The 14,912-nt window shown below is 44.2% G+C and carries 8 protein-coding genes; 6 read left to right on the plus strand and 2 right to left on the minus strand.

The window, feature by feature from the left end; genetic code table 11:
* The first annotated feature begins 4 nt into the window (after positions 1-4).
* The 5 genes from G7092_RS16185 (at position 5) to G7092_RS16205 (ending at position 8,541) form a co-directional block, all read left to right on the plus strand.
* Positions 5-1,912 carry a RagB/SusD family nutrient uptake outer membrane protein gene (locus G7092_RS16185; RefSeq protein WP_166091051.1) on the plus strand — a complete coding sequence of 636 codons (1,908 nt, stop codon included), beginning with the start codon at positions 5-7 and terminating at the stop codon, positions 1,910-1,912.
* A 91-nt stretch (positions 1,913-2,003) separates the two neighbouring features.
* Complete coding sequence (locus G7092_RS16190; RefSeq protein WP_166091052.1) at positions 2,004-2,753, plus strand: DUF3823 domain-containing protein; 750 nt, start codon at positions 2,004-2,006, stop codon at positions 2,751-2,753.
* Positions 2,754-2,822: 69 nt separating this feature from the next.
* Complete coding sequence (locus G7092_RS16195) at positions 2,823-4,988, plus strand: hypothetical protein (protein ID WP_166091054.1); 2,166 nt, start codon at positions 2,823-2,825, stop codon at positions 4,986-4,988.
* A gap of 43 nt (positions 4,989-5,031) precedes the next feature.
* Complete coding sequence (locus G7092_RS16200) at positions 5,032-6,051, plus strand: hypothetical protein (RefSeq protein ID WP_202985338.1); 1,020 nt, start codon at positions 5,032-5,034, stop codon at positions 6,049-6,051.
* 210 nt (positions 6,052-6,261) lie between these two features.
* Complete coding sequence (locus G7092_RS16205; protein WP_166091056.1) at positions 6,262-8,541, plus strand: GH92 family glycosyl hydrolase; 2,280 nt, start codon at positions 6,262-6,264, stop codon at positions 8,539-8,541.
* Positions 8,542-8,891: 350 nt separating this feature from the next.
* Here the strand turns inward: G7092_RS16205 and G7092_RS16210 are convergent, their stop codons facing one another.
* Positions 8,892-10,208 (minus strand): amino acid permease, encoded by a 1,317-nt coding sequence (locus G7092_RS16210; RefSeq protein ID WP_166091057.1) that lies wholly within the window; start codon positions 10,206-10,208, stop codon positions 8,892-8,894.
* Between the two features lie 204 nt (positions 10,209-10,412).
* On the opposite strand from G7092_RS16210, the gene G7092_RS16215 reads away from it, so the two are divergent.
* The gene (locus G7092_RS16215) at positions 10,413-12,161 is read left to right on the plus strand and encodes a PQQ-dependent sugar dehydrogenase (protein ID WP_166091058.1); all 1,749 of its coding nucleotides are present in this window, start codon (positions 10,413-10,415) and stop codon (positions 12,159-12,161) included.
* 20 nt (positions 12,162-12,181) lie between these two features.
* Here G7092_RS16215 and G7092_RS16220 read toward each other — a convergent pair whose 3' ends face one another.
* Complete coding sequence (locus tag G7092_RS16220) at positions 12,182-14,749, minus strand: hypothetical protein (protein WP_166091059.1); 2,568 nt, start codon at positions 14,747-14,749, stop codon at positions 12,182-12,184.
* Positions 14,750-14,912 lie beyond the last annotated feature (163 nt).

Genomic DNA, 14,912 nt, shown 5'->3' on the forward strand with positions numbered 1-14,912 from the left:
GATCATGAAAAAATACATATATATCCTATTCGCTGTTTTGCTTTGCTGGACATCGGCATGCAAAAAGCTCGATACGGCACCACCAAGCATTGTTAAAGATGCCGATATTTTTACCAACAGCGCCGGTATACAGGCCTACATGGCTCGCATGTATGCCGAATTACCTATCGAAGATTTCAGGTATTCGCCAACCCGCGGCTTAAATTTCTTCTGGATCATCAGTCCTTTCAGTTGTATCAGCGGCGAGGGTTTAAGCCGCGATCAGAACAGTGCCACACAGGAAACTTTTGGTTACTGGGGCGATGCTTATACACTGATCAGGGATGCCAACTATTTTTCGGAAACATTGCCTAAATATGCGTCGAACTTTACACCGGCACAGGTAAATGCCTGGTTGGGCGAAGCCCGCTTTCTGCGTGCCGCCACCTATTTTGCATTGGTAAAACGCTATGGCGGTGTGCCTATTGTTGATAAAGTGCTTAACTATCCGCAGCAAAGCATCGATGAGTTGAAAATTCCGCGTTCATCAGAAGAGAAAGTTTATGATTTTATCGCCACCGATCTGGATTATGCCTATACCAATTTGGGTGAGAGCAACCAGGTAGGCCGGGCCAATAAGTACGTAGCTGCAGGTTTTAAATCGCGCGCTATGCTGTACGCGGGGTCCATTGCCAAATACAATAGCATTAACCTTACCGATGGTAACGGCAACAGGCTTTGTGGTATACCGGCTGCCAAAGCGGTTACCTATTTTAAAGCCGCTTACGATGCTGCCGTATTGCTTGATGGTAAATACAGCCTGTATAAAAAAGCATGGGCGGCGGGTGATAAAAATGCGCAGTATCAAAACTATGTGAACCTGTTTTTTGATGCTACCAGTCCCGAGAATGTTTTTGTGCGCCAATATCACTACCCCGAATCGGTGCATGGGTATGATGCCTACAACGTACCGCGCCAGCTGATGGGGGCAAACGGATATTCATCTGAAATTAACCCTACGCTGAACTTTGTAGAGATGTTTGATGGCATCCCTAAAAATGCCGATGGTACCATTAAAACCACAACCGGTGGTAAATATGATCTGTATACCAATACCATGGATCTGTTTGCCAATGCCGAACCAAGACTAAGGGCAACGGTTATTTTACCGGGCGATGTATTTAAAGGCGTGAGCATCGAGATACGCCGGGGCATTTATACCGGCAGTTCGGCAGGTGGTATCAGTCCGCTTTTACCGGCCGGTTCAACCGCGCATTATCCAACGGATAATATTGTACAATCATCAAACGCCAGCCAGACGCCCTACAAATTACCTAATGGAACAACGATGAACCCCGCGGGCTTAAGCGGTTATTTTACCGGCGACGGAACCTGCGCGGTATCGGGCTTTTCGATCCGCAAAAACCTGGTACCGGATAAACCAACATCAGAAGTGCTGGAAAACCGCTCTGACCAAACCTGGCTGGAGATGCGTTATGCCGAGGTATTGTTAAACCGTGCTGAAGCGGCAGTGGAACTGAATGCTTTAGGGCAGAATGATAAAAGCTACCTGCAGGATGCCTTTACCGCCATTAACCAGATCCGTGACAGGGCCGGTGCCAACCTGCTGCTGAGCCCGGCTGACTTGGGCGATATTAATGTGGTACGCACTGAGCGGAAAAAAGAGCTGGGCTTTGAAAACAAAACCTGGTGGGACCTGCGCCGCTGGAGGGTGATAGACAAAGAACAGAACAGTACCATTTACCGTACGCTGATGCCATTTTACTCGGCTAATGACGGTAAGTACTTTTTCGATGCCCGTTTAGATGAGCGTAACAGCCGTTACACTTTTGATGTACGCTGGTATTATGAGCAAATTCCGCAGGGCGAAATACAGAAGAGTCAGAATTTAATTCAAAATCCGGGTTATTAATTTTAAGAGAGATGACCATCATGAGCTGCCGCTAAAAGCAAAACGAGTAGCTCATGATAGCTTCATTACCATTAAAAGACAAATTATTATAATGAAAACAATATTTTATAGCATAGCATTAAGTGTACTGGTTGCGGCAACCAGCTCATGCAGCAAGGTTGATAATTATGCCGCACCCGATGTAACTTTAAAAGGCGTGGTAACCGATGCCGCTACCGGTAAAAGCGTACAAACCGAGCAGGGCTCGGGCACCAGGATTAAACTATTGGAAATAAGCTGGAGCAGCAACCCTACACCTTTTTATATATCCTCTTTTCAGGATGGTACTTACACCAATACCAAACTGTTTGCAGGTAAAAATGTGATCTCGGCCGAAGGACCTTTTGTGCCGATGGTACAGGTAGATAATAACGGCAAAACCATTGTAGATAAAAGCCAGACTGTTGATGTGAAAGGGGTAACCACGGTTAACTTTTCTGTTGATCCGTTTTTAAGGATTGATTGGGTAGGTGATCCGGTTTTGAACGCGGATGGTACTATAACCACCAGTTTTAAAATTACCCGCGGTACCAGTGATCCGAATTTTCAGCAGGATGTAAGCGATGTGGCTGTGTTTGTTAATTCAAACAAATATGTAGGTAACAATAACTTTGATAACCGTTATACGCCAACGCTCAGCGGATCGAATGCCAACAGTTCGGTAGGGAAAACCATTAGTTTAACTACCATTGGAGGGCCGTTGCCGGGTAAGCGCCAATACTTTATCAGGGTAGCTGCCAGGATAGCCTACGGCTTAAATTATTATAACTATACCGACGTTAAAGTAGTAACTGTTCCTTAAATTTTATCATATAGTGAAGCAGAAGGACTGATGTCCTTCTGCTTATTTTAGTAGTACAAATTATATCTAATGAAAAACATTCTATTTTCCTGTTGCCTCGTAGCATGGTCATTGGCGGGTTATGCACAAAAACTGCCAGAGAAAACGGCCTTCCAAACCAGCAGTCCCTGGATTCCGGAAATCGACGTACGGTCAGACATTGCCATTGTTTACGGTGCCAATGACCGCCCGGGTTTAACGTTTGAACAACGCGTACAATCATGGCGCGACCATGGCTACCAGGTAAATTTTATGACCGGCATAGCCTGGGGCGACTATAAAGATTATTTTTTAGGAAAATGGGATGGCAAAAACCACCTGGGTGTAGGGCAGGTAACCATGAAAGGCGATACTATTTTTCATGGTAAGGATATGCCTTATGTAGTGCCCGATGCCTCGTTCATTGAGTACATGAAAACCGCGGTGGTAAAAAAAGTGATCAATGCGGGTATCACCACCATATTTTTAGAGGAGCCAGAGTTTTGGGCACGTGCCGGATACAGCGCAGGCTTTAAAGAGCAATGGCAAAAATATTATGGCTTTCCCTGGAAACCGCAGGATGCTTCGGTCGAGAATACTTACCTGTCGAGCAAGTTGAAATATCACCTGTATTACGAAACCATCAAAGAGGTATCCAACTATGCCAAAGCCTATGGCAAAAGCAAAGGTTTAAATATAAAAGTATTTATAGCAACACATTCGCTGGTGAACTATTCGTCGTGGCAAATTGTTAGTCCGGAAGCCAGCCTGGCGTCGTTACCGGGTATCGACGGTTACATTGCGCAGGTATGGACGGGCACTTCGCGTGAGCCTACGTTTTTTAATGGTCAGCGAAAAGAGCGCGTGTTTGAAAATGCTTTCCTGGAGTATGGTTCGGTAGTTTCGATGACCGCGCCAACCGGTCGTAAAGTATTTTTCCTCACCGACCCGATTGAGGATTGGCCGCGAGACTGGAGCGATTACAAACGCAATTACCAGGCTACCTTCACCGCCAAATTATTATACCCCATGGTTGCCGATTACGAGGTGATGCCATGGCCCGAGCGTATCTATACCCATCCGTACAAAGTGGCCGGTACCGACCAAAAGACATTGATCCCGCAATTTTATTCCACCCAGATGCAGATCATGGTGAATGCGTTGAACAGTATGCCTGCATCAACCAACAAAGTATCGGGTGTAAACGGCATTGGCGTACTGATGAGCAATACGCTGATGTTTCAGCGATTCCCAACGCACAATGGTTTTGAAGACCCGCAGTTCTCTAATTTTTATGGGCAAACCCTGCCCATGTTGAAACGTGGTGTACCAGTGCAAACTGTGCATATGGAAAACCTGGAATACCCGGCGTCGTTAAAAAATATCAAAGTATTGGTGATGAGCTATTCCAACATGAAGCCGGTATCAGCAGCGGTGCATACTTACCTGGCCAACTGGGTAAAACAAGGCGGTGTTCTGATCTATTGTGGCAGGGATGATGATCCGTACCAATCGGTAATGGAATGGTGGGATACCAAAGGCAATAAATTTACCGCACCATCGCAACATCTGTTCAAGCTGCTGGGGATTAATCCAACGAAGGATGAGCAAGAGTTTAAAGTAGGTAAGGGCGCGGTTTATGTGTTGAGGCAAAATCCTAAAGAGTACGTGCTCGAAGCCGGGAAAGATGATAACTATATCAGCACCGTAAAACAAGCTTATGAGCAAAAAGCGAAAGCCGGTGAATTGACTTTTAAAAACAGCCTGTACCTGGAGCGTGGTCCGTATGATGTGGTATCGGTAATGGATGAAAACGCCGACAGCAAGCCTTACACCATCAAAGGCCCGGTGATCGATCTGTTCGATCCGCAATTGCCGGTGCTGAATGAGAAAGTAGTAAACCCTGGCGAGCAGTCCTTATTATATGTAGTGGATCGTGTGCCCAATAAAAAACTGCCACAGGTACTGGCATCGGCATCAAGAATTTATAACGAAAACAGGCAGGGCAGCAGCTATTCTTTTGTAGCCAAGAGTCCTGCCAAAACATTAAACAGCGTACGTGTGCTGTTACCCGCGCAACCTAAAGAAACCAAGGTAACCGATAGCACAGGCCAAGATATCAGCGATGTGAAAACATCATGGGATGCATCGTCAAATACCCTTTACCTGGGTTTTGGCAATAGCCCGGATGGTATTAAGGTTGATTTGAAATGGTAGAGAAGAAATTAACCAATTATCTATAAACCAAAATTAACCACCTATGAAAACACACACCATGATGATCAAAAGCATGCTCGTGCTGCTGGTATTGGCTTCCTGCCAAAAGAACAACAATACCGCGGCCAACAAACAGAAAGACAGTGTACAGAAAGTAGCCGCCGCGCCACCATCTGATGCACCAAGAGCCGCCCTGCGCAGTATTATTGAAAACGTAACTACCGCCGACGGTAAAATTTACAACGCTACCGATAATACCGGTAAAACCATGGATTGCCTCAAGATCATTGCCAACCCATCTGGCGGGTATATAGGTGTTTATCATACCATGATTAACGGTACGTTTAAAACCAATGTAGCCTCATCAACCGATCTGCTGCACTGGACCTGGATCCGCGAGCTGGCAGGCAGTAATAACGGCGGGGCATCGCAGCCTACCATTGCCGCTACCGCAACCGGTGGCTTTGTAATGGTTTGGGAGCAGGAACCCAGCAACCATTTAAAATTCAGCTATTTTAACAGTTGGACCGATTTGCAGAACGGTGCCGTAGCTAAAACCTTCGAAGCCCCGCATACGCTGTCGACCTGTGCAGAGGGTACGCCTAATATTTATTCGGCCAGCAGTACTTCTGTTGATGTCGGTTTTCATTACTGGTCCAATTGCGATGTTGACCGCCAGGCACGTGGTACCACCAATTGGTCGAGCTGGAACGCCAGTGCGCAGCCGCAAATTGATAACGCCATATTATACTGGGGTGTTAAAGGGAATATCGGCGACCGTGACGGTTACCTGAATTTTCAGAATTTTAACTTTGGTTTGATCGAAGGACAAGGTACCAAAGGTGATTTCGGTACCTGGCGCTGTTACCTGTATGATTACCAAACCGGTAATGCCGATAAGCTCAACATTCACACCGATGGTGGCAGCCAGGCATTTGCCAACCCTACAATTACTGCCTTAACCGTTGATGGTAAAGCGGCTTTGGTTATCACCCAATTTATCCCCTCGCAGCTATCTGCAAGCGGCGAGGCCGGGGAGTTGATCTACTATAAAAAATTGTAAATCAGCAATGTTTAATAGTTGAAATAAAATTTTATACAGTACCCGTTTTGGCGGGTACTGTATATTGATGTTTTAATTATACATAAGCTTCTAAACCTTATCAAAAATTATCACCATATCACAATAAAGTATTGAATTCTGCCGTATATTGCATAGCTTGATTAAACGTTTTAGCACAATTGAGCAGAAGCGCCCATCTAAAAATTAATAATGAAAAAATTATTCCCATTGGTGTTTGCCCTTTTACCAATAGCAACTATTGCTCAGCAAACTACTCCACCCACTACTCCTGTTGATTATATTAACCCTTTAATGGGTACTTCATCAAACCCGGCCCTTTCCAACGGGAATACTTATCCCGCTATTGCGCTGCCCTGGGGCATGAATTTCTGGACCCCGCAAACCGGTAAAATGGGCGACGGCTGGCAGTACACCTATGATGCCACCAAAATACGGGGCTTTAAACAAACGCACCAGCCATCGCCATGGATGAACGATTATGGTATGTTTTCCATATTCCCGGAAACAGGTAAGCTTAAACTGAATGAGCTGCAGCGCGGCAGCTGGTTCTCGCATAAAGCCGAGATCACCAAGCCCTATTATTATAGTGTATACCTGGCCGATTATGATGTAACTACCGAGCTTGCGCCAACCGAACGTGCCGCCAACTTCCGGTTTACGTTTCCGCAAAGCGACAGCTCACATATCATCATAGATGCTTTTGATAAAGGTTCATACGTGAAAATTATCCCAGGCGAGCGGAAGATCATCGGTTACAGTACAAAAAACAGTGGTGCAGTACCGGCCAATTTTAAAAACTACTTTGTTATTTATATCGATAAACCTTTTGAAGTGTCATCAACTTGGCACGATAACCAAAAGGACGGCTCGTTGGAATATACCGGCGATCATGCCGGCGCGGTTATCAGCTTTAAAACAAAAAAAGGCGAAAAGGTTCAGCTGCGTGTGGCGTCATCCTACATCAGTACCGAACAAGCCGAGCTTAACCTGAAGCGCGAGCTTGGTACCGACAGCTTTGATGTTACCTGCCAAAAAGGAAAAGCTGTTTGGAATAAAACCTTGAGTCATTTAACGCCAGAGGGTGGCACTATCGACCAAACCCGTACTTTTTATTCCAGCTTGTACCGCATGCTTTTTTTTCCTAACCGTATGTATGAGGTTGATGCTAAAGGGCAAACCGTGCACTATAGCCCTGTAAATGGCAAAGTGTTGCCGGGTTATTATTTTGCAGGAACCGGTTTCTGGGATACTTTCCGGGCGCTTTACCCATTCCTCAACCTGGTTTATCCATCTATGAATAAAGAAATGCAGGAAGGCCTGGTGAATTCTTATAAAGAAGGTGGCTGGCTGCCAGAATGGTCGAGCCCGGGTTATGCCGATTGTATGATCGGTAACAACTCCGCATCGGTAGTAGCCGAAGCTTACCTGAAAGGCCTGCGTGGTTATGATATCAACTCCTTGTACGAAGCATTAAAACATGGCGCCAATAACGAAGGTCCGAATGCTACGGGCCGTAGAGGGGTAGAGTATTACAACACCCTGGGCTATGTACCTTATGATGTAAAGATCAACGAAAACGCCGCCCGCACGCTGGAATATGCTTATGATGATTTTGCCATCTATAAATTAGGTAAAGCCCTGGGCAAACCGGCATCTGAAACCGATATCTACAAAAAACGCAGCCAAAACTACCGCAACCTGTTTGATCCATCCACCAAACTGATGCGTGGTAAAAATAAAGATGGGTCTTTCCAAACACCTTTCAACCCCTTTAAATGGGGTGATGCCTTTACCGAGGGCAACAGCTGGCATTATACCTGGGGCGTTTTCCATGATATACAAGGTTTGATCAACCTGGTTGGCGGTAAACCACAATTTGTAGCCAAGCTGGATTCTGTATTTACGCTGCCGCCTGTTTTTGACGATAGCTATTATGGCGGAGTGATCCACGAGATTCGCGAAATGCAGATCGCCGATATGGGCCAGTACGCGCATGGCAATCAGCCTATCCAGCACATGATCTATTTATATAACTATGCCGGCGAACCATGGAAAACCCAATACTGGGCACGCGAAACCATGAACAAACTATACAAAGCTACGCCCGATGGTTATTGCGGCGATGAGGATAACGGACAAACATCGGCCTGGTACATATTTTCGGCTATGGGTTTCTACCCGGTAACCCCTGCCAGCGATCAATACGTATTAGGCGCTCCTTTATTTAAAAAGCTGACGATAAAACTGGAAAACGGTAAAACCATCACCATCAACGCGCCAAAAAACAGTGCCGATAATAAATATGTGAACAGCTTAACCGTAAATGGTAAGCCATACGATTTTAACTGGCTAAGTCACAAAGCCCTGTTAGGCGGCGGCGAGCTGAACTTTGACATGTCGGCCACACCCAACAAACAACGCGGCATCAAAGCCGAAGATGTACCTTATTCCATGTCGAACGAGAAATAGGGTAGGGGTTTTAACCACGGTATTTTAGACTTACGAAGTTTTTAAAACTTCGTAAGTCTTACCTCGCAATGATGCGTTTTTTATCTATCGGCGAAGACTCACCCCGCCACGCTTCGCGGGGTGAGTCTCTCTCCAGCTTCGCCGCAAAGAGGGTTAAAAATGTGTTTGTCATGCTGAACGGAGTGAAGCATCTATTCTACGATTTTCAAAGTTCAGCAATAAATCCTTCGTACCTCAGGATGATAACGAAATAAAGGCCTCCCCCTCTATGCGCAAAGCGAAGAGAGGGGTGACGAGCGTAACGATGTCGGGGTGAGTCAACTAACTGCCCACCGCAAACTGCCAACTCCTCAATTTCCGCTATTTTTCTTATAAGCCACCCATACATAAAAAGGTATACTAGCCATCAGCAATAAAAAACCATAATAAACGGCTTCTTTGCCGGTACCGGCGATGGTCCAAAGCGCGTAGCCGAAAGCCAAAATAGCTAATACCACAGCACCGGTTAAACCGTCAACCTGTTTTTGCTTTACGCGGATAATTAAATAGGAGGCTGCCGAAAGCAGGTAAGGGATCAGGATAGATAACAAAGATAACAGTAGCAGAAAACGGAATTGCTCCACCAGGCCCTTGGTATAATTCATGCTCATAAAAAGCGATACCATCGCGCTGCTCACCAGGATGCCCACATAGGGTACGCCTTTTTTGTTTTTACGGGCAAAAACGGCGGGGAATAGTTTGTCGCTGGCAATGGCAAAGGGCATCTGGCCCTGTAATAAGGTCCATCCATTGAGCGAGCCAAAGGCGGCAATAGCTATACCGGCACTCACCCAATAGCGGGCATTGCTGCCATATATTACTACGGCAGCATCGGCAAAAGGGGTCACCGAATGTTTTAAAGTTGCTGCCGGGATTATGCCGATTACGCTAAAGCTACTCAGCACATACACTAATGTAGCGATCATTAAGCCCAATAAAGTTGCCCGGGGAATAGTTTTCTCGGGATTGGCCACACTGCCGGCGGGTACCGTAGCGCTTTCAATACCAATAAAGGCAAACATGGTCATGGTGGCCGTTGCGTTTAAAGCGCCATATATAGTAGTGCCGCTGCCATTAAAGGGCGAAAAGTTTTTAGCCTGGATAAAAAACAGACCTCCAATAGCTACCAATATCAGTGGCGTTACCTTTAATATAGTAGTTACCAGCTGAACTTTACCCCCGGTTACTACGCCACGGGTATTAATATAGGTAAGCAGCCAAATGGTACATAAACCTGTAGCTATGGCTGTAATGGCACTGGAAGCAAGTACCGGAAAAAAAGTGCTGAGCGCGCTTACAAATGATATGGTGATGGCCGCGTTGGCGCAGGCTACAGCTAGGTAATAACCCCAGGCTACCAGGAAACCGGCAAAATCGCCCAGACCATTGCGGGTATAGGCATATGGACCGCCCGTTGCATGGGGCAGCAACTTGCTCAGGTTACTGAAAACTTTGGCCAAAAAGTAAGAACCCACTGCCGAAAACACCCAGCCCAGCAGGCCAATACTGCCGTAGGAGGCCATAGCTGCCGGCATTAAAAACACGCCCGCGCCTATCATATTGCCAACCACCAGTGAGGTGCTGGTCCATAAACCTAATTTGTTTTTTTCGGAGGAGGATACAGGCATAGCTGATAATAATTTATTGCGAAGATAAGATAGCGTATTTATAGGATACTGGGAACGGCTTAAAAAATCTTCTGTACAATAAAAATCTTCTTTTAATTTTTTAAAAAGATAGGTATGTTTATAAAAATAAGCTTAATTTAAACATTTCAAGCTTAAGATCCTTTATAAAAGGATACATCTATTATACATCAACCTTTACCATACATGAAAAACCGTTTTGTTTTATTTGCGATAGCTATTGTCGCGTTTTTTATCATCAGTTTTACCATTACCGGGAATAAGGACACTTTGCCTCCTGCCGATAAAAATAACGGGGGCTTGTTTTTACCAGGTCATTTCAGGGCCGTAGTGGTAGTGGATAGCCTGGCGGGGCGGGCCCGCCATCTGGCAGTTAATGATAATGGCGATGTGTATGTAAAACTGCGCTTTCCTGACTCCATAGGCGGAAACGTGGCATTGAGAGATACCAATCATGATGGTAAAGCGGATATCATTCAAAAATTTGCCAATTATGAAGATAAAGGGAGCTATGGTACAAGTATGCGTATCCATAAGGGGTATCTTTATTTTAGTTCGGAAATCAATGTGTACCGGGTAAAACTCAATCCGAACTCACTTGTACCCGATGGTAAATTGGAACTGATTGTGCATGATACCCATGGCGAACACGAGCATGACGCCAAGCCTTTAGCGTTTGATAACAAAGGGCATATGTATGTGGCTTTCGGCGCACCTTCTAATGCCTGCCAGGAGCAAAACCGTGTGCCCGGGTCTATGGGTATAGCAGGTTGCCCACTGTTGAAAGAAAATGGAGGTATTTGGCGTTTCGATGAAGACAAACCCAATCAATTGCAGGCTGATGGTATGCGCTATGCTACCGGTCTGCGCAGCATAGTGGCTATGGACTGGAACACAGCCGAAAACTGTTTATATGTAGTAGCACACGGGCGCGATGATCTGCGTTTACAGTTCCCTAAACTATTTACTCCGTGGGAAAGCGCGGTATCACCAGCCGAAGAGTTTTTAAAAATTAAGGAAGGTACGGATGCAGGTTGGCCATACTATTATTATGACCCTATTAAAAAGAAAAAGCTTTTAAACCCCGAATATGGCGGCGATGGTAAAAAAGTGGGTGATGGTGCTAAATATGCACAACCTATTATGGCTTTCCCGGCGCACTGGGCACCAAATGATCTGTTGTTTTATACAGGTAACCAGTTCCCGGCAAGGTATAAAAACGGAGCATTTATTGCGTTTCATGGTTCCACTAACAGGTCGCCGTATCCTCAGGCTGGTTTCTTTATTTGCTTTGTACCTTTTAAAGGCGGCAAGCCGGCCGGCCCCTGGGAAATTTTTGCCGATGGATTTGCTGGCCATAATACGATAGTGAGCGTGAGCGATGCGGTTTACCGGCCGATGGGGGTATCGCAAGGTCCCGACGGTTCTTTATATATAAGTGATACCGAGAAGGGGAGGGTATGGCGGATATTTTATCAGGGCGACAAAACCAAATTCACAACAGCACAGTTGGCTAAGATGGAATTGCGGAAAAAGCTACCAAGTTTTAAAACCCCCGACGTGATGCGTAACAACCTGATGAGTGGTATGCTAACCGGGGGCGCTAAACTGTATGCTACCTATTGTACCAATTGTCACCAGAAAAATGGCAAAGGCGATGGTAACCTTTTTCCTCCTCTTGCCGGGTCTGAATGGGTTACCGGAGGCAAATACATGGAAAAGGAAACCGCCATCCGGGTATTGCTGAATGGCCTGGAAGGGCCGGTTAAGGTTAAAAACGTACCTTATAATAGTGTAATGCCCAAGCATAATTTTCTGACGGATGATCAGATAGCTCAGGTTTTAACTTATATCCGCAATAATTTCGGGAACAATAGTAGCCTGGTTACTGCATTAGAAGTAAAAAAGATACGTGCAAGTTTAAAAGTAAAATGATGACTTCAAATACGACTAATTTAGTTGTTAACCTTTACTTTTAATGCCAGAACCTCGCTTTTGGGCGATATAAACACATCAACGCTTAAGCCACATTCGCGTAATAAACGGGTATGGTTGTAAGATACCTGTTTGTACAATTGCGGATCAAGATTCAATAGTAACTCGTTGTTCAAAATGCTGGCATAAATAAACAGTTTTGACAATTTGTTGCCCGATTCGTCCGAAACCTGGTTTAAGCAATTCAAATAACTGTTAATAGCTGAATAATCATTACCTGAAATAGCATTTTTTATCTTAAGCCCATAAAACAGCGATTTCATAAAAGGAGTAAATAAATACTCTGCCTGTTTATGGGAAGCCGAAATCTCGTCGTTGTTTTTCAACAGGTTAGCTTGCTTATCCAATAAAAAATAAGCATCAGACTCGGCTATCTTTAAAAAGAAATTATAGGCAAATGATGTTTCGGCGCTGGTTTTATCTATGGAATGAAGTGCGTTAACAAATCTTAATGTTTTATAAGGCTTGCGGCAAATAAAAGTAGAATAGGCCGATAACAGGAAAATAAGATCGTTCGCTTTTCTGTTATGTATGGTTTCGCTTTGTTTTGGCGGATTAAAATAGAAACGGGTGATCTCGGCAAAAAAGTCCTTCCTGATCATACCATATTTCAGATACTGATAAATGGCATTGAGGCAATGCAGCGGGTTAATGGCAAAGTGATGGAAATCGTCCTGCGGGAAACTTTTTAATTTCGCCAGGTGATCTTCCAGTTGCTTCAAATCCAGCTGGAGTATGGCTATAGTAGCCAAAGCGGTATAAGTAAGTACCTTTTTATGGTCAGAAAGCTCAAACTTTAACAAAGTTTGGAGTGCCTTTTTGTAATCGGTATTAACCAGCTCCAGCCCGAAAAAGTAATAAAAAAGCCCATCGCTGCAATCCTGTTTAAAAAAATTGGCAGTAGCCTCAGCGTTGGTCGACCCAAAGCAGACTCGCTGGAGCAAATCGCCTAAAAAAATGATGAGCTCCGATTTTTCTTTAGGATTAAGGTTGGTTTGAGCTAAAAGTTCAAAGCTTTCCTGTTGCCCGTTTTTAACCGCGTGTATCACACACCATTTTATAACCGGTAATTTATGCTCACTGTCATTAAATGCATTATTGATCTGTTTAATCAATTGCAGATCAAAACGCTGGTTATTATCTAAAAGCAGCTTACGGGCGATGGTAAATTCGAGGAAGTTATTGTTCCCGAACTGAACAAGGGTTTTAAACTGAAAATCGTTGCTGGAGTTTACTTCACGTAAAAAGCCAATACTTAACAATTCATTATAAGCATGGCTGTATTGTTTAAGCAGATCGTTGCACTTAAATTTATCCAGCTCATATATACCGGCCTGGAAATCCATTTCGTCAACCAAACCTTTCAACAGCAGGATCTTTTCGGTTGCATAATGGCCCAGGTATACCTTATTCAGTATGAATATGGAAATGAGTTCATATATACAAATGTGATCAATGTTGCTGAGCGAAAAATTGTTCTTGTTCTGTTTATAATAGAACTGGAAATATAAAGGATGATTGAAATTGTTGGCCACATCAATGGCTACCAGGTTCTGAACATCGGGATTTATTTTACGGCTCAGTTCTTTAATCTCCTGGATATTAAACAAAGGCACATTGGTGGTGAGGTCATGATCTGTTATAAAACCGGTAAACCAGTTTTTAAGCCCAAACTCCATGTTATGTTTATTATTGATCCAATTGGCCGACCGCATAGTTAAAACCAGCTTAAACCACTCATGTGATTGATAGAAGGAAAAAATATCCATCAATTGGGTTAATACCAGTTCAAATTGATCGTTTTTGAACATGTGTTCATCAAAACCGTCAATAATAAGATAAAACCTGCCATCGTTACGTTTATTGATATCAAATAGCGCTTCAATATCTTCCTCCTGCGAGTAGCCCAGTAAAGCCAGCAGCCAGTCGTTCAGATCGCGCCCGCTTAAAAAAACGTTCATTAACGCGCTGCTGCTAAAAAACAGAATGATATCGTTACTGTCTGATTCTAATTTTTCATCTATCCAGTGGCAAAGACCAATTGTTTTTCCATATCCCGAAGGAGCCGCAAATACGGTTGCCGTGTAGTCGCCCCTTAAAAACTCATCAAAATGATCATCGATAAATTTGCGGCGGATAGTTTGGCCAAAAGGGATGCCCGAACGGTTTTTTAAAGCCTGAAGCGTAAAATGAGTGATCTTTGCCGCATTTTGACTCAGGGTTTTCCAATCCACGTGCTCGTTTTGGGATTTTTCAGAAGGTACGCTTTCACGTTCGCAAAAGTCATCCCAGCCTTCGTAGTCGCAAAATTTTGCTAAAACATCAATAGTGAACAATGATGGTTTGAATTTGCTATAGGCAAAGCCGTACACCCGTTTTAACGTGGTTTCACTTACGGTTAATTTTGTTTTTGAATATATTTGAAATGCAAGCGCCTTGCAGTCACCCGGAGTAATGCTTCTGATATTAGCATTGGCGAGTACTTTGGATTTCAACGTTTCAAACTGAATTGGTGAAAAGGATATCATAGACTCAAGCAATTAGGTTAATAGGTTAGTATTTATATTACGCAATTAATCTGAATAGGTTGTTGTTATTTATACAATTAACGTTACTGCTAATATTATACGGGGGTAATATCAAATAATGTTGCAGTTATATTTTACCCGAATAGTGGGTTTTTACCTTATT

This window comes from Mucilaginibacter inviolabilis (assembly GCF_011089895.1).
Classification (GTDB): Bacteria; Bacteroidota; Bacteroidia; order Sphingobacteriales; family Sphingobacteriaceae; genus Mucilaginibacter; species Mucilaginibacter inviolabilis.

Bases quoted from the DNA above. Each gene is read 5' to 3' on its own strand.
- G7092_RS16195 (WP_166091054.1), top strand. From the start codon at position 2,823: ATGAAAAACATTCTATTTTCCTGTTGCCTCGTAGCATGGTCATTGGCG.
- G7092_RS16205 (WP_166091056.1), top strand. From the start codon at position 6,262: ATGAAAAAATTATTCCCATTGGTGTTTGCCCTTTTACCAATAGCAACT.
- G7092_RS16220 (WP_166091059.1), bottom strand. From the start codon at position 14,749: ATGATATCCTTTTCACCAATTCAGTTTGAAACGTTGAAATCCAAAGTA.
- G7092_RS16200 (WP_202985338.1), top strand. From the start codon at position 5,032: ATGAAAACACACACCATGATGATCAAAAGCATGCTCGTGCTGCTGGTA.
- G7092_RS16215 (WP_166091058.1), top strand. From the start codon at position 10,413: ATGAAAAACCGTTTTGTTTTATTTGCGATAGCTATTGTCGCGTTTTTT.
- G7092_RS16190 (WP_166091052.1), top strand. From the start codon at position 2,004: ATGAAAACAATATTTTATAGCATAGCATTAAGTGTACTGGTTGCGGCA.
- G7092_RS16185 (WP_166091051.1), top strand. From the start codon at position 5: ATGAAAAAATACATATATATCCTATTCGCTGTTTTGCTTTGCTGGACA.
- G7092_RS16210 (WP_166091057.1), bottom strand. From the start codon at position 10,208: ATGCCTGTATCCTCCTCCGAAAAAAACAAATTAGGTTTATGGACCAGC.